Annotated in this window: 19 protein-coding genes; 7 read left to right on the top strand and 12 right to left on the bottom strand. The window is 66.5% G+C overall.

Going from position 1 to position 18,975, the window contains the following annotated elements:
* Positions 1-12: 12 nt before the first annotated feature.
* The 6 genes from ACVKN3_RS12025 to ACVKN3_RS12000 form a co-directional block, all read right to left on the bottom strand.
* The gene (locus ACVKN3_RS12025; protein ID WP_354515455.1) at positions 13-891 is read right to left on the bottom strand and encodes a hypothetical protein; all 879 of its coding nucleotides are present in this window, start codon (positions 889-891) and stop codon (positions 13-15) included.
* A 21-nt stretch (positions 892-912) separates the two neighbouring features.
* Positions 913-2,733 carry a type IV secretory system conjugative DNA transfer family protein gene (locus ACVKN3_RS12020; RefSeq protein ID WP_354515457.1) on the bottom strand — a complete coding sequence of 607 codons (1,821 nt, stop codon included), beginning with the start codon at positions 2,731-2,733 and terminating at the stop codon, positions 913-915.
* A 143-nt stretch (positions 2,734-2,876) separates the two neighbouring features.
* Positions 2,877-3,377 (bottom strand): TPM domain-containing protein, encoded by a 501-nt coding sequence (locus ACVKN3_RS12015; RefSeq protein ID WP_354515458.1) that lies wholly within the window; start codon positions 3,375-3,377, stop codon positions 2,877-2,879.
* Entirely contained in the window at positions 3,377-4,285 is a 909-nt protein-coding gene (locus ACVKN3_RS12010; protein WP_354515460.1) for a TPM domain-containing protein, read from the bottom strand. Before ACVKN3_RS12010 ends, ACVKN3_RS12015 begins: the two co-directional genes overlap by 1 nt.
* Positions 4,285-4,932: a LemA family protein gene (locus tag ACVKN3_RS12005; protein WP_285404000.1), complete on the bottom strand. Its 648-nt coding sequence runs from the start codon at positions 4,930-4,932 to the stop codon at positions 4,285-4,287. Before ACVKN3_RS12005 ends, ACVKN3_RS12010 begins: the two co-directional genes overlap by 1 nt.
* A 78-nt stretch (positions 4,933-5,010) precedes the next feature.
* Positions 5,011-5,385 (bottom strand): diacylglycerol kinase, encoded by a 375-nt coding sequence (locus ACVKN3_RS12000; protein ID WP_285404001.1) that lies wholly within the window; start codon positions 5,383-5,385, stop codon positions 5,011-5,013.
* Between the two features lie 284 nt (positions 5,386-5,669).
* On the opposite strand from ACVKN3_RS12000, the gene ACVKN3_RS11995 reads away from it, so the two are divergent.
* The 3 genes from ACVKN3_RS11995 to ACVKN3_RS11985 are packed head-to-tail and all read left to right on the top strand — an operon-like array spanning position 5,670 to position 9,121.
* Entirely contained in the window at positions 5,670-7,205 is a 1,536-nt protein-coding gene (locus ACVKN3_RS11995; protein ID WP_285404002.1) for a peptide MFS transporter, read from the top strand.
* A 57-nt stretch (positions 7,206-7,262) separates the two neighbouring features.
* Positions 7,263-8,543: an ATP-binding protein gene (locus tag ACVKN3_RS11990; RefSeq protein WP_354515463.1), complete on the top strand. Its 1,281-nt coding sequence runs from the start codon at positions 7,263-7,265 to the stop codon at positions 8,541-8,543.
* Complete coding sequence (locus tag ACVKN3_RS11985) at positions 8,540-9,121, top strand: response regulator transcription factor (protein ID WP_285404003.1); 582 nt, start codon at positions 8,540-8,542, stop codon at positions 9,119-9,121. Before ACVKN3_RS11990 ends, ACVKN3_RS11985 begins: the two co-directional genes overlap by 4 nt.
* A gap of 42 nt (positions 9,122-9,163) precedes the next feature.
* Here the strand turns inward: ACVKN3_RS11985 and ACVKN3_RS11980 are convergent, their stop codons facing one another.
* The 3 genes from ACVKN3_RS11980 to ACVKN3_RS11970 form a co-directional block, all read right to left on the bottom strand.
* The gene (locus ACVKN3_RS11980) at positions 9,164-10,153 is read right to left on the bottom strand and encodes a sensor histidine kinase (RefSeq protein WP_285404004.1); all 990 of its coding nucleotides are present in this window, start codon (positions 10,151-10,153) and stop codon (positions 9,164-9,166) included.
* Between the two features lie 26 nt (positions 10,154-10,179).
* The gene (locus tag ACVKN3_RS11975) at positions 10,180-10,908 is read right to left on the bottom strand and encodes a response regulator transcription factor (protein ID WP_285404005.1); all 729 of its coding nucleotides are present in this window, start codon (positions 10,906-10,908) and stop codon (positions 10,180-10,182) included.
* Between the two features lie 118 nt (positions 10,909-11,026).
* Positions 11,027-11,638 (bottom strand): arylesterase, encoded by a 612-nt coding sequence (locus ACVKN3_RS11970; RefSeq protein ID WP_285404006.1) that lies wholly within the window; start codon positions 11,636-11,638, stop codon positions 11,027-11,029.
* Here ACVKN3_RS11970 and ACVKN3_RS11965 point away from each other — a divergent pair.
* Both ACVKN3_RS11965 and ACVKN3_RS11960 read left to right on the top strand, forming a co-directional pair.
* The gene (locus ACVKN3_RS11965) at positions 11,637-12,323 is read left to right on the top strand and encodes an ABC transporter ATP-binding protein (protein WP_285404007.1); all 687 of its coding nucleotides are present in this window, start codon (positions 11,637-11,639) and stop codon (positions 12,321-12,323) included. The genes ACVKN3_RS11970 and ACVKN3_RS11965 overlap by 2 nt on opposite strands.
* Positions 12,320-14,803 (top strand): ABC transporter permease, encoded by a 2,484-nt coding sequence (locus tag ACVKN3_RS11960; protein WP_354515467.1) that lies wholly within the window; start codon positions 12,320-12,322, stop codon positions 14,801-14,803. Before ACVKN3_RS11965 ends, ACVKN3_RS11960 begins: the two co-directional genes overlap by 4 nt.
* A gap of 8 nt (positions 14,804-14,811) precedes the next feature.
* Here the strand turns inward: ACVKN3_RS11960 and rimI are convergent, their stop codons facing one another.
* Genes rimI through pssA form a run of 3 tightly spaced genes read right to left on the bottom strand, consistent with a single transcriptional unit; the run spans position 14,812 to position 16,553 of the window.
* Positions 14,812-15,285 (bottom strand): ribosomal protein S18-alanine N-acetyltransferase, encoded by a 474-nt coding sequence (rimI, locus tag ACVKN3_RS11955; protein ID WP_285404009.1) that lies wholly within the window; start codon positions 15,283-15,285, stop codon positions 14,812-14,814.
* A 6-nt stretch (positions 15,286-15,291) separates the two neighbouring features.
* The gene (locus ACVKN3_RS11950) at positions 15,292-15,762 is read right to left on the bottom strand and encodes a hypothetical protein (RefSeq protein WP_285404010.1); all 471 of its coding nucleotides are present in this window, start codon (positions 15,760-15,762) and stop codon (positions 15,292-15,294) included.
* Positions 15,762-16,553, bottom strand: a complete 792-nt coding sequence (pssA, locus tag ACVKN3_RS11945) for a CDP-diacylglycerol--serine O-phosphatidyltransferase (RefSeq protein WP_036143247.1) — start codon at positions 16,551-16,553, stop codon at positions 15,762-15,764. Before pssA ends, ACVKN3_RS11950 begins: the two co-directional genes overlap by 1 nt.
* Positions 16,554-16,660: 107 nt before the next feature.
* Between pssA and ACVKN3_RS11940 the strand changes: the two genes are divergently transcribed.
* Complete coding sequence (locus ACVKN3_RS11940; RefSeq protein WP_285404011.1) at positions 16,661-17,080, top strand: DUF4124 domain-containing protein; 420 nt, start codon at positions 16,661-16,663, stop codon at positions 17,078-17,080.
* A gap of 63 nt (positions 17,081-17,143) precedes the next feature.
* Complete coding sequence (locus ACVKN3_RS11935; protein WP_285404012.1) at positions 17,144-18,844, top strand: proline--tRNA ligase; 1,701 nt, start codon at positions 17,144-17,146, stop codon at positions 18,842-18,844.
* Positions 18,845-18,975 lie beyond the last annotated feature (131 nt).

Raw genomic sequence — 18,975 nt, 5'->3', positions numbered from 1 at the left:
CATGTCCTCGTCTTAAAGCGTCTTCGTGTACGCCATGACCATTTCGATACGAGCGTTGCTATGTATATTTCTTGGATCGACTGGCTTAATTAGAGGAATCAGGGTCTTGAGGTATACGTAAATCGATCTGTTCTCAATAACTAGAATGATGTCGGGCGTCCTGTAGTAGGCATGAAGATTTACATCACGCACATCCAGTTCAGGCGAATAAAGAACCAACTTTGATTTAAAAATTTCTTCAAGGTCAATATCTTCTTCGTGCGCCTCACCATCTTTCGAGGTCCATGCGACATGCGCTTTCGAAGGAAAGTCGAGACTACCCCAACCACCTCTGAGGTTCTTACGAATCACAGGCGTGAGAGGGCCAGACGGCTCTTCCTCATTAACGACATAAGAATTCTCATACAGAACACGACAGGCAAGTGTGTCGTAGCAACTAGCAGAAAAGCTGTGGTCAAAGAAAGGCATGATCAATTTGCCATTTTTTATGGTGGGCGGAATGTATCTACGATCGATTCGCGGACCATCGAAAACATGACGACCTGCCTCATGACCTCTCCTTGGATTTTCATGACCATCAGAAGCACAGCCAGTCGCAACGCATAGCGCCACTGCCGTAGCGAGTTTTTGATAACTACTCATTTCTCCACCCTCCCTTTCCCTGTCTTTCGGTTTTTCCAGAGTTACCGAGTCAGCTATGCAAGGCTTCCGCTTCGGATCTCCAGCCACGCAACCTCCCGCAGCACCCAACTCGATTCGCGTACGCGCATTGGCTATTTCCAATTCCCGCTGCAAACGCAAGTCGTACAGAGGATCGGGCGTTCCCAACTTGTGTACCGCACGAAGCGACGATGATCGCGTCTGCCCCGGCAAGGATTCATCATTTGTCATTTCTACCTCGATCCCGTCCCACTACGCCCCGCTGGACGTCTGCCGCAACGCATCCAACACCGGCCCAGTTCCTCGTTCACCAGCCGGACGACCAGGTTCAGGCAGCGGAGCGCTCTTCTCCCTACGCACGCGCACAGGCGCCACCCCCGCCCGCTCGCGGAACATCTTGTCCTTGAAGAACCAGTTCTTCCGCGCACGAATCGGCTTGCAGCCTTCGTAGAAGATCAGCTCCTCATCACCCGGAAGCTCCTTGATCTCCTGCGGCAACAACAACGCCCGGCGTTCCTCGCTGTGACTGGTCGACACCTGATGCGACCCACTGCCGCGACTGGTATTGCGGTGCTCCTTGCGAACGGTCTTGTAACCGAGCATCTCGCTGTATTGATTGGCGTCGGCCTGCTCGCGCGGTGCGAACACCACCTGCGCACCGTGGTTCGTAATGAAGTTCTCCGCGTCGTGATCGCCATACGCCGCCCGTAGCTGCGCCCGACTCTGCACGATGCACAGGTCACGTACGCCATAGCTGGCGGAGATGGAAATGCGCTTGGCCCATACATCGACCCGGCCCATGGCGGTGAACTCGTCCATGAGCATCAGCATCTGGTACCGAAGTTCGGGGTCTTCACCAAGCTGCCTGCCGAGGTTGTTGCCGATCACGGTGCTGAAGAAGATGTTCAGCAGCTTCGCGCTCTCGTCCAGCTTGTTGGTCGGAATGATGACGTAGAGCGTGGTCAGCCTCTTGCGCAGGCTGGTCACGTCAATGTCGCTGGCATTGGTGGCCGCCGCGAGGATGGGGCTCAGGAACTGCTGCAGCGGTGCCTGCATGGACGCGATAACCGACGAGAACGTCTGCTCGGCGAGGCCCACGAGGTTGCCGAACACCGTGCGTGTCTGCGGGCTGATGTAATCGTAGGAGGGATCTTTCAGCAGGTTTTCCAGCGTCTCCTTGGTACCACCGTGCCGTGATCCGCTGGAGAAGCGCAGCACCCGTTCGAAGCTGGGGAATACCGGCGCGTCGTCCTTGTCGCCCGCCGCGCTGCCGGGCACGAGGCGATCCGCCGTTTTCCGCTCCCACGCTTCGAACAGGTACGACGTGAACGCCGTAAAGGCGGCACGACTCTGCGACGTCCAGAAGGGATCGCCGCCCGGCTGGTCGGGATACAGGATGGCGGCGATCGTCTGGATTTCACCGATGCGCTTGTCCGGGCTCATGCCCTCGAGCGTGGTCATGGGATTGAAGCGATGCGTGTCGCCGTTCTCGTCGTAGGGCGCCCACACGCGGATGAGCTGGCCCTGTTGCTCGCGCCAGCCGCTGGTGGCCTTGTGCAGCTCACCCTTGAGGTCGAGCACCACCATCGACTGCTGGTAGGAAAGCAGCACGGGAATGGCGATGCTCGTGGTCTTGCCCGAACGGGTCGGACTGATCGTGATGACGTGCTGCGCACCGCCCAGCCAGAGGTAGCGCCCCCTGAACTTGCCGAGCAGGATGCTCTGCGGTGTCTGCTTGAGCAGGCCCGCCTTCTTCAGGTCCGATAGCTTCGCGAAGCGTGCCTCGCCGTGCATGGACTCGGCACGCCCGCGCAGCAACGTAACGAGGACGAGCAGCCACGCGAGCAGCGGCACGCCGAAGCCCGCCGCACCGCACAGCTTGATCTTCATGGCATACGGCGCGACCTGCGGTAGCTCCAGCGCACGCACATACTGCCAGTAGGTAACCGCCTCCAGCGGCACCTGGTCCAGCTGCAGGGCCCACAAGGTAAGAAACCCCGCCAGGTATTCCCCGCCCGCTGCGCCGAGCACTGCGAGGATGGCGAGCGTCGTCGCCTTGGTCGTGCCACTCATCGTCCGGTGATCCGTCACTGAAAAATCGGATCGCAAGGATGCGCCAGCGGCACGCCGAATCAGAGCGTCCCGGGCAAGAAAGTCCTATTTTTCAGATTTATTCTATGCCGGTGAACTTTCTCATCGGCTAGGTGCCCGGGGGATCAGAGCACCAGCGGACGATCGGGCAACTGGTTCTCACGCGGCCGGCCGTCGCCCGGAAAATGCCGTGACAGCAAGGCTCCCGCTTCGGCCACGCCCGTCTGCACCGCTTCGCGGAAACGGCCGCGGGCGAACTCGTCGCGCATGTGGGCCGTGATGGCATCCCACTCCGGTGAGGAGACCAGGCGCGAGATGCCCCGATCGGCGACGATCTCGATGCGGTGCTCGGCGAGCAGGACATACAGCAGCACACCCGAGTTGTCCTCGGTGTCCCACACGCGCAGGTGCGAGAACAGCATGGCGGCGCGATCGCGTGCAGTAACGCCGACGAGTACCGACGACAGCGGCAAGCGCGACTCGATCACCACACGCAACTCGCCTCGGTGGGTGACCTCCCCCGCCGCGACGGTTTTCGCGATGGCATCCAGCGTGGCGGCCGGGAATTGCCGGTTCATTTGGAACCAGGCGCCAAACAGGTTGCTGACGATCCGTTGCATCACCATCACCAGCTCCCCGACGAACCGCCACCACCAAAGCTGCCGCCGCCTCCGCTGAAGCCGCCACCGCCACCACCGCCGAAACCTCCACCACCACCGCCGAAGCCACCGCCACCAAACCCGCCGCCACCAAACCCGCCGAAGCCGCCCCAGCCACCGCCGCCGATATCGCGACCGCTGCCGAGCGGGATAGCCATGAACAGCGCACCCGCCACCAGGCCCACCACCCCGCCAAGCAGCGAATGCAGGAACAGCCAGCCCAGGCCGCCCGTCACCAGGCCGCCGAGCGGTGCACGAACCCCCAGCGGGGCGCGACCGAGCACACCGCGCAGCATCAGCACGCCGAAGATCAGAGGAAGCAGCAGGCTGCCGCCGCCACGACGTCGCTCATGGCTCTCGTCCGGAGCGACGGGCGCCGGTAACGCCTCGCCCTGCACGATCTGGGTGATCGCATTGAGCGCCTCGGTGATGCCGCCGTAGTAATCGTTGGTGCGTAGTTTGGGCGCCATGTACTCGCGGATGATCCGCGAGGCGATGGCGTCGGGAAGCGCACCCTCGAGCCCGTAGCCGACCTCGATGCGTACGCGACGGTCGTCCTTGGCCAGCAGAAGCAACACGCCGTCGTCCGAGCCCTTGCGGCCCACCTTGTTGGCCTCGGCCACCTTCAGCGAGTAGTCCTCCAGGTCGTCCGGCTGGGTGGTCGGCACCATCAGCACGACCACTTGCGCTCCCTTGGTCTTTTCCAGGTCGACCAGGCGGGCATCCAGCTGGGCTACCTGGTCGGTGGACAGCGTGCCCGTCAGGTCGGTGACATGCCGCGACAGCGTCGGCACGACCGCATCGTCCGCCGACACCGCCAGGGGCGGCGCCAGCAGGGCAACGGCAAGCAACAGCCGTGCGGCCAGCCGCCGCATCAGTGAGCGGCCGACGCCGCCGGGGCCGGAGCCTGGCCGGGTGCCGGCGCCGGGGTCGAGCCGAAGTCGACGGTGGGCGCGGTGGAGATGGCCTTCTCGTTCTCGACGCTGAAGTTCGGCTTCACCTGGTAGCCCATGACCTTGGCCGTCAGGTTGTTGGGGAACGAGCGGATCAGCACGTTATAGGACTGCACGGCCTGCACGTACCGGTTGCGCGCCACGGTGATGCGGTTCTCAGTACCTTCCAGCTGGGCCTGCAGGTCGCGGAACGAGCCGTCGGCCTTCAGCTGCGGGTAGTTCTCGCTGACCACCATCAGCCGCGACAAGGCGCCGGTGAGCTGGCCCTGGGCCGCCTGGAACTTGGCCAGGGCTGCCGGATCATTGGCCAGCTCGGGGGTGATCTGCGTGGAGCCGACGCGGGCGCGGGCGTTGGTCACCTCGGTGAGCACGCGCTCCTCGTGCTGGGCGTAGCCCTTCACGGTATTGACGAGGTTGGGAACCAGGTCGGCGCGGCGCTGGTACTGGTTGAGCACCTCGGACCAGGCGGCCTTGACCCCTTCGTCCTCGCGCTGGATGGCGTTATAGCCACACCCGGACAGGAAACCCGCCAGGGCGACGAGGGCAAAAGCACGAAGAACGTTTTTCATGGCGCGGATTCCTTTGGGTGTGCGGGGCACAACTTAACCCAAAGGCGGTGAAAGCGGACGATACGTCGACGACGCGGCTCAACCCAGCCAGCGCGGCACCAGGATAAGGCCCCAGCTGATCATGACCATCACCAGCAGCAGGAACACCGCGGCGGAACCCATGTCCTTGGCCCGGCCGGCCAGTTCGTGGAACTCCGGACTGACCTTGTCGACCACGGCCTCGATGGCGGAGTTGAGCAGTTCGGCCGACAGCACCAGGATCGGGAAGGTGATCAGGACGATTTTCTCGACGCCGCCGTGCCCCAGCCAGAGCCCCAGCGGAACGACGACCACGGCGAGAAATACCTCAAGCCGGAAGGACGCCTCATGGAGATACGCCGCTTTCAGGCCCTTCATGGACCACTGGAAGGCCGCGAAGATCTGCCGCGGGCCGCGGGGGACGGTGGTGGCCATGAGGGATCAGGCGCCGGAAGCGGACGGGGGAAACGGGATCGGGAACATGGCGCCGGCCTGGGAGGTCACGAAACAGCCTCGCATCATGCCATAGGCCGCCTGCCCGGCGTCTGGCCGGGTCGCCCACGGCCTGCCGTGGTGAATCGCCGCGCCCCTCTGGCGCTGCAGCACAACCCGGCGGAGCATTTGTATTACGCTTGAAAAGCTGTGGCCCCGTTCAGGGTCGCCGCGATGGGAGCGGGCCTGCGGGCCCGTTCGCTGTTTCCAATGCGTCCGGAAAATACATGGCAACCCAGAACCCGCCCATTTCACAGACCAAGTCCTTCAGCACGGTCTTCCTCATCGAGATGTGGGAGCGCTTCGGCTTCTACGGCATGCAGGTGCTGATGGTCACCTATATGGTGAAGAAGCTCGGCTTTCCCGATGTCGACGCCAACCTCGTCTGGGGCGCGGCCGCCGCCCTGATCTATGCCACCCCGGCCATCGGCGGCTGGATCGGCGACCGGTTCCTGGGTACCCGCCGCACCATGCTCACCGGTGCCGTGGTGCTCATGGTCGGCTACGCGCTGCTGTGGATTCCGACCGAGAACACCTCGTTCCTGTATATCGCGCTGGGCGTGATCATCCTCGGCAATGGCCTGTTCAAGCCCAACGCCGGCAACCTGGTGCGCAAGATCTACGAAGGCGACGAGGTCAAGATCGACAGCGCGTTCACCATCTACTACATGGCAGTGAACGTCGGCTCGACCATCTCGATGCTGCTCACGCCCTGGATCCGCGACTACGTCGGCGCCCATTACGGCGACGCACTGGGCTGGCACACGGCCTTCGGCGTCTGCTCCATCGGCCTGATCCTTGGCCTGGTCAACTACTTCTTCATGCGTCGCACACTGGCCCACGTCGGCTCGACGCCCGACGAGGTGCCGCCGGTGATGAAGAACGTGCTGGGCATCATCGGTGCCGGCATCCTGATCATCGCCGCCTCGGCCTACATCCTCCAGAACCAGGGCGTGGCACAAGCCTGCGTGTATATCGCCGGCGTGGTCATCCTGGGCATCTTCGCGCACCTGATCCGCTCCAGCCAGCAGGGCGAGCGGGCCGGCCTGATCGCCGCGCTGGTGCTCACGGTACAGACGATCTTCTTCTTCATCTTCTACCAGCAGATGTCGACCTCGCTGAACCTGTTCGCGCAGCGCAACGTCGACCTGGACTTCAGCCTGTTCGGCTGGCACATCCTCACGTGGATTCCCGAGCAGTTCCAGTCGCTCAACGCGATCTGGATCGTGATCCTCTCGCCGATCCTGGTCTGGATCTACAACGCGCTGGGCCGTCGCGGCAAGGATTTCCCGGTCGCGGCCAAGTTCGCCCTCGGCTTCGTCGCCGTGGCCGTGGGCTTCTTCATGTATGGCCTGGGCGCGACCACCGCGGTCGCCGGCAAGATCTCGTCCTGGTACATGGTCTGGGGCTACGGCTTCTACTCGCTGGGCGAGGTGCTGGTCAGCGGCCTGGGGCTGGCGATGATCGCCCGCTACGTGCCCGCGCGCATGGGCGGCTTCATGATGGGCGCCTACTACGTCGCCTCCGGCGTGGCCCAGTACATGGGCAGCGTGGTCGCCAACTATGCGGCCATCCCGGACAACATCACCGATCCGCTGGAATCCCTGCGGATCTACACCAGCCTGTTCAACAAGCTGGGCTTCGTCGGCGTGGGCTGCGTCCTCATCGCCGTGGCGATGCTGCCGCTGATGAAGAAGCTGTCGCTCAACCATGCCCTGGCCAACGTGCCGCCGGTACCCCCGGTACACAACGAAGACCTGTGACGCGACGAGGGCCGCCCTAGCGGGCGGCCCTCGTGACTTCAACGAGATCCTGCCACCGTGAGCGACACCCTGCACTCGCCATCGTCACGCTCCGGTCCCTTCGCACTCGCGCGCACGCTCGCCTGGCTTCGCCTCTGCGCGATCGCCGGCCAGAGCGTGGCCATCCTCTCCTGCGTCGCCCTGCTCCGGCTCGACATCCCGCTGCTGCCGCTGATGATCGGCGTATGCGTGCTGGCCGTGTTCGCAGCCGCCGCGGCGTTCCGGCTGGGCATGCCGTGGAAGGTGAGCGAGGGTGAGGCCATCGTGCATATCGCCGCCGACACGCTGGTGCTGGGCTACCTGCTGTATTTCACCGGCGGCGCGGCCAATCCCTTCGTCGCCCTGCTCCTGGTACCGATCGCGCTGTCCGCCGCCGCGCTGTCCATCGCCGGGGTATCGCTGGTCGCCATCCTCACCGGCGTGGCATACGTGCTGCTGGTGCCCTACCACCTGCCGCTGCCCACCCTGGGCGACAAGAGCCAGGATTTCGACCTGTACGTGGCCGGCATGGGCGTCAACTTCGTCATCATGGCCGTGCTGCTGGGCGTGTTCATCAGCAACCTGGCCAAGGCGATCCGCCTGCAACAGGGCGAGGTGCAGCGGGTGCGCGAGCGCGCCCTGCGCGATGAGGGCATCCTGGCCATTGCCACGCAGGCGGCGGGCGCGGCGCATGAGCTCAACACGCCGCTGTCCACCATGCGCACCCTGCTCCCGGAGATCCGCCGCGAGCACGCCGGCGATAACGCGCTGGGCGACGATCTCGACCTGCTCGACGGCCAGGTGGAGCGCTGCCGCACCATCCTGCGCGAGATGGTGGCCTTCGGCCAGGCACAGCTGTCGCAGGTGCCGGAGCGCGTTACCCTGGACCAGTTCATCCATGGCTGCCTGGAACGCTTCCAGTTGCTGCGGCCTGAGGCCGAGGTAGCCCTTTCCGTGGAACCCGGCGCCGGTCGCGTCGCCCTGCGCTCACCACCCGGGCTACGCCACGCATTGATCAACCTGCTCAACAACGCCGCCGACGCGTCCGCGATGAACGACAGCACGGCCGTGTCGCTGTCCATCGGTATCGTCGGTGCCTGGCTCGAGCTGGTCGTGACGGACGAAGGCCCGGGGTTCGACGAGTTCGACGAACTGGGCACGCTTGGCCTGTCGCAGAAGGACACCGGCCTGGGCATCGGCCTGGCGCTGGCCGAGGCCACGGCCGAGCGACTCGACGGCGAGCTTGCCGCCAGCAATACAGGGCACGGCGCCAGAATGCGCCTGCGCCTCCCCCTTTCGGTCATTGGAGATCACACATGAACGAGCTGGTTCCGCCGGGCGGACGCCCGCTGCTGATCGTCGATGACGACACAACGTTTGCCCGCGTGCTCGGTCGCGCCCTCACCTCCCGCGGCTTCGAGGTGATCACGACGCATACGGCCGACGACGCGCGTGCCCTGACCCGCCGTCACCAGCCGCGTTACTGCGTGCTCGACCTGAAACTGGGCGACGAGAACGGCCTGCGCCTGATCCCGGAACTGCAGTCGCTGGTGCCGGACATGCGCGTATTGCTGCTGACGGGTTACGCCTCGATCGCCACGGCCGTCGAAGCGATCAAGCGCGGTGCGCACGACTACCTGGCCAAGCCCGTGGATGCGGATGCCGTGGTCCGCGCCCTGCTCGACGGCGATTCCGGCCCACTGGATTCCGACGACTTCGCCGACGCACCGGATGCCCCGCTGCCGCTGCGGCGCCTTGAGTGGGAACACATCCAGCGCGTGCTGACCGAATGCGAAGGCAATATCTCGGAAACGGCGCGTCGCCTCGGCATGCATCGGCGCACGTTGCAACGCAAGCTCAGCAAGCACCCCGTGCGCGAGCGGCCGGACGAGACCTGACGGCGCCTTGCGTGACAGCGCTCGGCACGCTGCAGTCGGGAATCAGGCCTCGACGGGCTGTGGATGCGGGAAGCGGACGCTGGACACGCGGTTGGCACCCGGAAGCGAACGGGTCTCCAACGGCCACTGGAAGCGATCCGACAGTCGCCGCGCGATGGCCAGGTCGAATCCATGTGGATTGACCGACGCATGCCGACGCGTGCCCGGTTCCGGCGCGTCCACCGCGGGATTGATGACACTGACGCTGCCGGGCATGACGGTGACCACCACCGTGCCCTGATCGGTCTGCTGCAAGGCATGCCGGATCAGCTGGCCGCATAGCACCGCGAACACACGCGGCGACGCATGCAAGGCAAACGTGGCCGGCTCGTCCAGCACCAGTTCGACGGGGCGGCCCGCGATCAACTCGCGTGCGTAATCCACTTCCTGGCGCAACACCTTGTTGACCACGAAGTCTTCCTCGGCAAGCCCCTGGTCGGACTCGCGGGAAAGAATCAGGAAGGCCTCGACCAGCGCCTCGAGTTCGCGTGTGGAGCGCCGGATGCGTTCCAGTGAGCGATGCCCGAATTCGGAGAGGTCTGCTTCGTCGGCCAGCATGTCAGACGACATCTTGATGACCGTGAGCGGGCTGCGCAGTTCGTGGCTGGCGTCACGCGTGAAGTTGCGCTCGCGCTCGCTGTAACCTTCGATGCGCGACGCAAGGCCGTGCAGTCCACGCACCAGCCGCGACACATCGCCGTCCGACTTGCGTCCGCTTTGCTCGTGCAGGCCCGCCATGTCCGGGCGATCGGGGTCCCAGCCTTCCAGCAGGCGTGCCAGTGCCTGGACGGGCATCCACTCACGGGACACGGCCAGCCAGGCCAGGCCGCCCGATGAAAGCATGATGGCGATCGCGGCGCTGATCGGCGCCACGTTGTTCGCCGCCATCAGCGATGCGATGACGACGACGAGGGTCTGCAGGACGAAAACCACCGCGATACGGGCTTTGAACGAGCCCCGCCGGATGGTTCCCCGCGTTTTGCTGCCTTCCATCGACTATGCCCGGTCCTGCACGTTCCTCATGCCGTCTGCGACGCGGCGACTTCGGAATCCAGGTCCGCCAGGCGGTAGCCGGCCGAATGGATCGTGTGCAGCAGCGGACGCTCGAACGGCTTGTCGATCACGCGACGCAGGTTGTACAGGTGCGAGCGCAGCGTGTCGGAATCGGGCAACGTATCGCCCCAGATCTCGCGCTCGATATCGCGGCGGCTGACCACGCGCGGGGATTCGCGCATGAGGATGGCCAGAAGCTTCAGGCCAATCGGCGAAACGGTGAGTTCCTGCCCACCGCGCGTCAGGCGCAGCGTGGCGGTGTCGAGCGTCATGTCGCCGACGTTGAGCACCTCGGAGGAGACCTGGCGGCGGTCGCGGCGGATCAGGGCGCGCAGGCGCGCTTCCAGCTCACGCACTTCGAACGGCTTGACCAGGTAATCGTCGGCACCGGCCTCGAGGCCGACCAGCTTGTCTTCCAGCGTGTCGCGCGCCGTGAGCATCAGCACCGGCGTGGACTTCTTGCCGTCCTTGCGGAGCTTGCGGCACACGTCCAGACCGTCCATGCCAGGAAGCATGAGGTCGAGCACGATCACGTCATAGCTGTTGGATACGGCCAGGTGGAGACCACTGACGCCATCGGCGGCATAGTCGACCGAATAGCCCCTGCGCTCGAGGAACTCGCCGACCATCTCGGCAATCTGGCGGTTGTCTTCGACCAGAAGGATCAGGCCTGCCTGTTCATCGCGGTTGCTCATCGCTCCACTCCTTCGCTGATTCACAAATGTGAAGAGTTAACGGCCGAACCGGTGAGCACAGCGTGAAGACCGGAAACCAACGTTTATTCTGGGTACGACGACGTGCACGCGGCGTCGTCTACCTAAGTAAAGGGCTTAGCGTTTTCCACACATTCTCCGCGACACGCGGCTCGCCCTTGGCCTTCGGATGGAGGCCGTCGTCCTGCATGAGCGACGGGTCGAGTGCCACGCCGTCGAGCAGGAACGGCACCAGCGGCACGCCGTGGCGGGCAGCGGCATCCGCGTAGACCTTGCGTAGCCCGTCGCGGTACTGCGGGCCGTAATTGACCGGCAGTTCGATGCCCAGCAGCAGCACCTTGGCGCCGGAGGCCTTCGCGGCGGCGACCATCGCATCCAGGTTGGCCGTCAGCTGCGTCAACGGCAGGCCTTGCAGGCCATCGTTCGCGCCCAGTTCGATCACCACGACGGCGGGATGCTGTGCCTTGAGCAAGGCAGGCAGGCGATTCTTCCCGCTGAGCGAGGTCTCGCCGCTGATGCTGGCATTGACCATCGTCCACGGCGTCGCCATGTTCGACATGCGAGCCTCGAGCAGGCGAACCCATCCCGCGTCCACGGGGATGTTGTGCGCCGCCGACAGCGAGTCCCCGAGCACCAGCACCTTGCGTGGCGCATCCGCCGCGGAGGCGATGGCGCAGCAAACCCATAGCAACAGGACCAGGCAACGACGCATGAGCGATTCTTCCCGTGTTCTTCTCGAAGTGACCGATGTTACCAAGTCGGTCTTCGGCCCGGAGGGACGACTCGACATCCTCTCGGGCGTGAACCTGCAAGTGGCCGCGGGCGAGAGTTTCGCCATCGTCGGCGCCTCCGGCTCCGGCAAGACCACGTTGCTGGGACTGCTTGCCGGGCTGGACGTCGCTACCTCGGGCAGCGTGCGGATCGACGGCCAGGCGCTGGAAGCGGTGGACGAGGAAGCCCGCGCGGCGATCCGGCGGCGGTTGGTCGGCTTCGTCTTCCAGTCGTTCCACCTGCTGCCCGCGCTCACTGCGGAGGAAAACGTGATGCTGCCCCTGGAGCTGGAAGGCGACGACGGTGCGCGCGAACGTGCGCACGCCGCGCTCGACGCGGTGGGGCTGACGGCGCGGCGCCGCCATTATCCCGCCCAGCTGTCCGGCGGCGAGCAACAGCGCGTGGCCCTGGCGCGCGCCTTCGTACACCGGCCACGCGTGCTCTTCGCCGACGAGCCCACGGGCAACCTCGACCAGCACACCGGCGAACAGGTGGGCGACCTGCTGTTCGCGATGAATCGCCAGCATGCGACCACCCTGATCCTGGTGACCCACGATCCGCGCCTGGCCGCTCGCTGCGCACGCTCGGCCACGCTGCACGAGGGCCGTCTCGAGGTTGCCGCGTGAACGTCACACGACTGGCCCTGCGTACCCTGCGCCGCGAGTGGCATCTGGTCGAGCTGCGTACGCTGGCCGCGTCGCTGGTGCTGGCGGTCATCGCACTCGGCGTGGTGGCCACGCTGTCCACGCGGATCGAGCGCGGCATCCTCGCCAGCGCGGCCGAGTTGATCGGCGGCGACCTCGGCGTGACCGCCCCGGCACCTTTGCCCGAGCCGTTGTTCCGTGCCGCGCAGGATGACGGCCTGACCGTGTCGCGCGGCGCCTCGTTCCGTAGCGTGGCGTTCGTCGGCGAGCGCAGCCAGCTGGTCGAGGTGCAGGCCACCGATGCCACCTATCCGTTGCGTGGCACGCTGGAAGTGCGCGGTGCGGACGGGCGCAGCCGAGTGGCGCACGGGCCCGGCCGCGGCGAGTTGTTCCTCGATCACCGCGCCATGGTCGGGCTGGGCATCCGGCCGGGGCAGACCGTGCAGGTGGGCGGCAAGGACCTGCACGTCACGGGCGAGCTGCTCCGCCAGCCAGACGGCGGCGAGCTGTTCGCCCTGGCGCCGCGTGCCCTGATGAACCTCGACGACGCCAGCGAGGCCGGCCTGCTCTCCGTCGGCAGTCGCGCCCGTCATCGCCTGCTGGTGTCCGGCCCCGCCGGCGCCGTGGCGACCTGGCGAGGCACGCTGGAAGCCTCGCCGCTGCCCCAGGGCGCCGAGCTGGTCACGCCGGAGAAGATGCAGGAGCGCATGCGCTCGGCGTTCGACCGGGCCAGCGCCTTCCTGCGCCTGACCGCCCTGCTTTCCGCCCTGCTTGCTGGCGTGGCGATCGCGCTCGCGGCGTCGCGCTATGCACGGCGCAAGGCCTCCGAAGTGGCCTTGCTGCGCGCGCTCGGCGTCCCCCGTCGACGGGTGGCCGCCCTGCTGGTCGGCACCCTCGCGGCGCTGGCGCTGCCCGCCGCCGCGCTGGGCATGGTGATTGCCCTCGCGCTGGCCCAGGGCGCGTGGTATTTCGCGCAGCAACTGTTCGACAACATACCGACCACGCTGCCGCTCGGCCCCGCGTTCGCAGCCGCCGCCATGGGCCTGGCCGTGCTCGCGGGCTTTGCGTTGCCGCCCCTGGTCCGTCTCGCGGAGGTGCCGCCCGTGGCGGTGTTCCGCGAGTCCATGCAGCGTCGCGTGCGCCGTTTCGACATGCTGTACCTGATCCCGTTGCTGACCGCCATCGCGCTGGTCTGGGTACAGAGCGACTCGGCCAAGCTGGCCGGCATCCTTGCCGCCAGCCTGGCCGGCGTGGCCGTAGTCGCGGCCCTGCTGTCCGCCCTGCTGCTGGTGATCGCCCGTCGCGTGGCGCCGGGTGCGCATCCCGCTCTGCGACTCGGCCTGGCCGCGCTCGCCCGCCGCCGCGGCCTGTCGCTGGTGCAGGCCACGGCGCTGTCTCTCGGCCTGTGCGCGCTGCTCCTTCTGGCGGTGATCGCACCGTCGCTGCTGGACGGCTGGCGACGCGAGCTTCCTGCCGACACGCCGAACTGGTTCGCGCTCAACCTGCAGGACGACCAGCGCCAGGGTTTCACCGATGCCCTGGCGAAGATGGGCGCCACGCGCAGCAACATGATGCCGCTGGCCGTGGGCAAGCTCACGGCGATCAACGGCCACGCCGTGGATACGCTGACGTTCGCCGACCCACAGGCGCGCGATGCCGCGGACCAACAGCTGCGCCTGTCGTGGAGCGCGGACCTGCCGCCGTCCAACCAGGTGATCGCCGGTGCGTGGCCAGGCCCCGCACCCGCGCAGGCGGAGGTGTCGCTGGATACGTCCTGGCGCGACCGGTTCCAGCTCAAGCTGGGCGACACCCTGCGTTTCGAGGTGGGTGAAGGCAGCATCGACGCTCGCGTGACCAGCATCCGCAAGGTTGACTGGAGTTCGTTCCGGGTCAACTTCTTCCTGATGCTCGATCCGGCCCACGCGTCCGACCTTCCACACACGTGGCTGACCAGCTTCTACCTGCCACGTGGCCATGCGGACGAGCTGGCGCGCCTGTCGCGCGATTACGGCAACCTCAGCCTGATCGATGTCGATGCCCTGCTCGATCGCGTGCGCGACATCGTCGACCGGGTGGGTGGCGCGGTGCGCTGGGTGCTCGGATTCAGCCTGCTCGCAGGCGCCCTGGTGCTCACCGCGGCGCTGGCCGCCAGCGCGCAGGAACGCCGCAAGGAAGCCGCCCTGCTGCGCACGCTGGGCGCCACGCGCACGCAGTTGCGCGCGGCGGCGGCCTGCGAGTTCGCGCTGTTGGGGCTGGTCGCGGGGCTGACGGCGGCACTGGGCGCGGCGGGGGCGGGGCTATGGATGGGCCAGGCGGTGTTCCGCATCGAGCACTTCGTTCCTCCGCTGTGGCCGCTGATCGGCACGGCGGCCGGGGCGGCGGTCGTGGTGATGCTGATCGGGCTGTTCGGCACGCGACGGGTGCTGAACACCTCGCCGATGGCCCTGCTGCGCGAGGGCTGAGCCTTCGACTAGGCGGGGCGCTGCATGTCGAAGGCCATGACGATGGCTTCTTCGCGGCCGCCTTCCGCGGGGTAGTAGCCCGGCCGGCGGCCGATCTCGTGGAAACCCAGCGAGTCGTACAAGGCCTTGGCGGCGGGATTGGACGGGCGCACCTCGAGGAACACCCGCTCCACGCCATACCACCGGGCCAGATCGATCAGCCGGCGCATCATGCGCCTTCCGTAGCCCAGGCCGCGCCAGGCGTCGCCGATGCAGATGTTGAGTACATGGGCCTCGCCCGCGGCCACCGACAGGATGCCGTAGCCGGCCACCTGGTCGTCGTGCACGAGCACCCAGCAGTTGTGCCCGGCCTGCAGGCAGTCGCGGAAGATGCCCGCTGTCCAAGGGAAGGGATAGGACGCATGTTCGATGGCGACCACGGCATCGAGGTCTTCGCGGCGCATCACGCGGACTTCGGTGGACGGGCGGGTGACGGCAGCCATGGCGGATCAGTTCCGTGCGAACGCGCGGCCCAGGGCGCGCAGGCCGTTCCAGAGGCGGCGCTTGGCGGCGGCATCGGTCAGGATGAGCGAGGGCGTGTCCACGAGCACGATCTGCGCTGCGCCCTGCTGTGCGGCGGAAAGCTGGTGGCCGAGGGCGCGCGCCTGGGCATCGCCGAAGACCAGGTACGTGGCCGCCGCGGGTACGTGCCCCAGGCCGGCGGCGCCAACCTCCAGGCGTGCTGCGCGAGCCGTGACCGCACCGAAGGCGCGCAACGCATGCCCGACCACGTCCCGCTCGCGCTCGGTGCATCCCGCGGGCAGGATGACGACGCAGGTGGCACGCTCTCCCGTGGTCGCCGGACCCTCACCCTCGATGGCATCGACGGAACGCGATGCCATCTCACCCGCCCGAAGACGCCACGGCGTGACGCCCATGACCTTCAGCAAGCGCGCATGGCGGACGGGCACGGCCGACATCAGGGAGCCCCCGTCGTCCTGGCGTGGCGACGCACACGACGACGGTGCGCGGCGCGGCCCCACAACGTCATGACCGGACCGGACACCGTGTAGAACACGGCCACCGCGAACAGCACGCGGGCGGTGTCGATCACCAGCAGCACGACGACCAGCACGGCGGCGATGAGCCAGATAAAGGGCACGCGGTCGCCCTGGGGCCACGCCTTGAAGCTGTAGTAGCGCACGTTGCTGACCATCAACAGCCCGGCGATGACGGCCAGCGGCAAGGCGAAGAAGGCCACCGACGGACCCGATACGTCGAACTTGGCCATCGTCCAGACGAACGACATGCACAGACCCGCCGCAGCGGGACTGGCCAGCCCCTGGAAATAGCGCTTGTCGGCCACGCCCACCTGCGTGTTGAAACGGGCAAGCCGAAGGGCGGCACACACCGCGTAGATGAACGCCCCCGCCCAGCCGATCTTGCCCCAGACGGGGCCGTAATCCGCCAGCGACGACAACGCCCACGTGTAGAGCACCAGCGCGGGGGCCAGGCCGAAGCTGACCAGGTCGGACAGCGAGTCGTACTGCACGCCGAATTCGCTCTGGGTGTTGGTCATCCGAGCGACGCGGCCGTCCATGCCGTCGAGGATGGCGGCGACGAACACCGCCAGGGCGGCCGTCTGGTAGTGGCCGGCGATCGCCGAGACGATCGCGTAGAACCCCGAGAACATCGCGCCCGTGGTGAACAGGTTCGGCAGCAGATAGATGCCGCGGTGTCGCGGCCCCCGGGGTTGGATCGAATCGCTCATAGCCAAAGCCGTAACGTGGGCCATCAGTGTAGCCCAGGCGTCGTCGCTTGCACGCGCGCGGGCCCGGTGATACTTGTTGCGCCACCCTTCCCCTGCCGGAACCACGCATGCGCCGCTGCCTCGCTCTCGCGATCCTCGTCACGGCCTGCCCCCTGGCGATGGCCCAGGCCTACAAGTGGAAGGACGCCCAGGGCGTCACGCACTACGCCGACACGCCGCCCCCGGGCAAGGTGAAGTACGAGACCGTGAAGACCAGCGGCACCGCGGCAGCGCCCGCACCCTCAACCGCACCGGCCGCACCCGCGAAAGCTGCCAGCACGCCTCCGCCGCCGGGTAGCCCGGTGGCCGACAACCCGGCCAACCGGGCCAGGCTGTGCGACCAGTTGCGCAAGAACATGGACGTGCTGGGCAAGGACCAGGTCGTCTCCGTGGACGACGGCAAGGGCGGCACCCAGCCACTCGACGACGCCGGCAAGAAGCGCCAGGTGGAAACCACCCAGGCCCAGATGACCCTGTACTGCAAATAGATGCCCGGCGCGGGGCCGGGCTTGCACCTATAATCGTCCGTTCACTCCCGACGAATCGCCCGCATGCGCCTCAGCCAGTTCCATCTCGCCACCGTCAAGGAAGTTCCCGCCGACGCGGAAATCGCCAGCCACCAGCTGATGCTGCGCGCCGGCATGATCCGCAAGCTGGCGTCCGGCCTGTACACCTGGTCGCCGCTGGGTCTGCGCATCATGCGCAAGGTGGAAGCCATCGTGCGCGAGGAAATGGTCCGCGCCGGCGCCATCGAGGTCCTGATGCCCTCGGTGCAACCGCGTGAGCTGTGGGAAGAGACCGGCCGCTGGGAGAAGTTCGGCGGGCAGTTGCTGAAGATCAAGGATCGCAAGGAGCAGGAGTTCTGCTACGGCCCCACGCACGAGGAAGTCATCACCGATTTCGCGCGCAACGAGCTGAAAAGCTACAAGCAGCTGCCGCTCAACTTCTTCCAGATCCAGACCAAGTTCCGTGACGAGATCCGCCCTCGCTTCGGCGTGATGCGCGCGCGCGAGTTCCTGATGAAGGATGCCTATTCCTTCCACCTCACGCCGGAATCGCTGGGCGACACCTACAAGGTGATGTACGACGCCTATTCGCGCATCTTCACCCGCCTGGGCCTCACCTTCCGCGCCGTGGATGCCGACACCGGCGCCATTGGCGGCAGCGCTAGCCACGAATTCCAGGTCATCGCCGACTCGGGCGAGGATGCCATCGCGTTCTCCGACGGTTCGTCCTACGCGGCCAACATCGAGAAAGCCGAAGCCATGGCGCCCGGCATCGAGCGTCCGGCACCGTCGGCCGAACTGGCGCGCGTCGCCACGCCGACCCAGCGCACCATCGAGGAGATCACGGCGCTCCTTGGCGTGCCCGCGGCGCAGACGGTCAAGACGATCCTGGTGCGCGGCGCGGAAGGCCTGGTCGCGCTGGTGGTGCGTGGCGACCACGACATCAACGAAGTGAAGGCGGCCCACCTGCCCGAGCTGCCGGACACCTCCGAACTGGCCAGCGAGGCGGACATCCTCGCCGCGATCGGTACGCGTCCCGGCTTCATCGGCCCGGTCGGCCTGCCCGACACCATCCCGGTCATCGTCGACCGCAGCGCCGCGGTGCTGGCGGATTTCGTCTGCGGCGGCAACCAGGACGGCACCCATTACACCGGCGCCAACTGGCAGCGCGATGCGCGGATCAACCGTGTGGCCGACATCCGCAAGGTAGTCGACGGCGACACCTCCCCGGATGGCCATGGCACGCTGCGCCTGGCCCGCGGCATCGAGGTCGGCCATATCTTCCAGCTCGGCCAGAAATACGCCGAGGCCATGGGCGCCCGCGTACTCGACAACAACGGCAAGATGGCCACCATGTATATGGGCTGCTACGGCATCGGCGTCAGCCGCATCGTGGCCGCGGCGATCGAGCAGCGCCACGACGACGCCGGCATGATCTGGACCGACGCCATGGCGCCATGGCGCGTGGCCGTCTGCATCATCAATCCGAAGAACGACCCGCTCGTCACCGAAGCCGCCGAGTCGCTCTACCAGACGCTGTCACAGGCCGGGGTGGATGCCGTGCTGGACGACCGCGGCCTGCGTCCCGGCCCGATGTTCGCGGACATGGAGCTGATCGGCATCCCGCACCGCGTGGTGGTCAGCGGACGCGGACTGGAAGCCGGCACCTTCGAATACCGCGCGCGCACGGATGCCGAAGCCCGCAACATCACCCGCGACGACCTGCTGGCGCTGCTCAACCCCTGAGCAGGCCGTAACGCCCCATGTAGGAGCGCGCGCTCGCGCGCGACATGTGTTGAGGCCGAACCCCTGGGCTGGCGCGCCAGCCCAGGGGTCATCGCGAAAAGATGTCGCGCGAACGCGCGCTCCTACATGTC

The organism is Luteibacter sp. PvP120, assembly GCF_054055715.1.
Note: the sequence above shows the minus strand (reverse complement) of the source record. Positions and strands in the feature narration are given on the sequence as shown.

What these genes read in the sequence shown, in the direction of transcription:
- ACVKN3_RS11935 (WP_285404012.1), top strand. Translation starts at nt 17,144, where the DNA reads ATGCGCCTCAGCCAGTTCCATCTCGCCACCGTCAAGGAAGTTCCCGCC.
- ACVKN3_RS11985 (WP_285404003.1), top strand. Translation starts at nt 8,540, where the DNA reads ATGAACGAGCTGGTTCCGCCGGGCGGACGCCCGCTGCTGATCGTCGAT.
- ACVKN3_RS12020 (WP_354515457.1), bottom strand. Translation starts at nt 2,733, where the DNA reads ATGAGTGGCACGACCAAGGCGACGACGCTCGCCATCCTCGCAGTGCTC.
- ACVKN3_RS11940 (WP_285404011.1), top strand. Translation starts at nt 16,661, where the DNA reads ATGCGCCGCTGCCTCGCTCTCGCGATCCTCGTCACGGCCTGCCCCCTG.
- ACVKN3_RS12000 (WP_285404001.1), bottom strand. Translation starts at nt 5,385, where the DNA reads ATGGCCACCACCGTCCCCCGCGGCCCGCGGCAGATCTTCGCGGCCTTC.
- ACVKN3_RS12010 (WP_354515460.1), bottom strand. Translation starts at nt 4,285, where the DNA reads ATGCGGCGGCTGGCCGCACGGCTGTTGCTTGCCGTTGCCCTGCTGGCG.
- ACVKN3_RS11965 (WP_285404007.1), top strand. Translation starts at nt 11,637, where the DNA reads ATGAGCGATTCTTCCCGTGTTCTTCTCGAAGTGACCGATGTTACCAAG.
- ACVKN3_RS12005 (WP_285404000.1), bottom strand. Translation starts at nt 4,932, where the DNA reads ATGAAAAACGTTCTTCGTGCTTTTGCCCTCGTCGCCCTGGCGGGTTTC.
- pssA (WP_036143247.1), bottom strand. Translation starts at nt 16,553, where the DNA reads ATGAGCGATTCGATCCAACCCCGGGGGCCGCGACACCGCGGCATCTAT.
- ACVKN3_RS11995 (WP_285404002.1), top strand. Translation starts at nt 5,670, where the DNA reads ATGGCAACCCAGAACCCGCCCATTTCACAGACCAAGTCCTTCAGCACG.
- ACVKN3_RS12015 (WP_354515458.1), bottom strand. Translation starts at nt 3,377, where the DNA reads ATGGTGATGCAACGGATCGTCAGCAACCTGTTTGGCGCCTGGTTCCAA.
- ACVKN3_RS11975 (WP_285404005.1), bottom strand. Translation starts at nt 10,908, where the DNA reads ATGAGCAACCGCGATGAACAGGCAGGCCTGATCCTTCTGGTCGAAGAC.
- ACVKN3_RS11980 (WP_285404004.1), bottom strand. Translation starts at nt 10,153, where the DNA reads ATGGAAGGCAGCAAAACGCGGGGAACCATCCGGCGGGGCTCGTTCAAA.
- rimI (WP_285404009.1), bottom strand. Translation starts at nt 15,285, where the DNA reads ATGGCTGCCGTCACCCGCCCGTCCACCGAAGTCCGCGTGATGCGCCGC.
- ACVKN3_RS11950 (WP_285404010.1), bottom strand. Translation starts at nt 15,762, where the DNA reads ATGTCGGCCGTGCCCGTCCGCCATGCGCGCTTGCTGAAGGTCATGGGC.
- ACVKN3_RS12025 (WP_354515455.1), bottom strand. Translation starts at nt 891, where the DNA reads ATGACAAATGATGAATCCTTGCCGGGGCAGACGCGATCATCGTCGCTT.
- ACVKN3_RS11970 (WP_285404006.1), bottom strand. Translation starts at nt 11,638, where the DNA reads ATGCGTCGTTGCCTGGTCCTGTTGCTATGGGTTTGCTGCGCCATCGCC.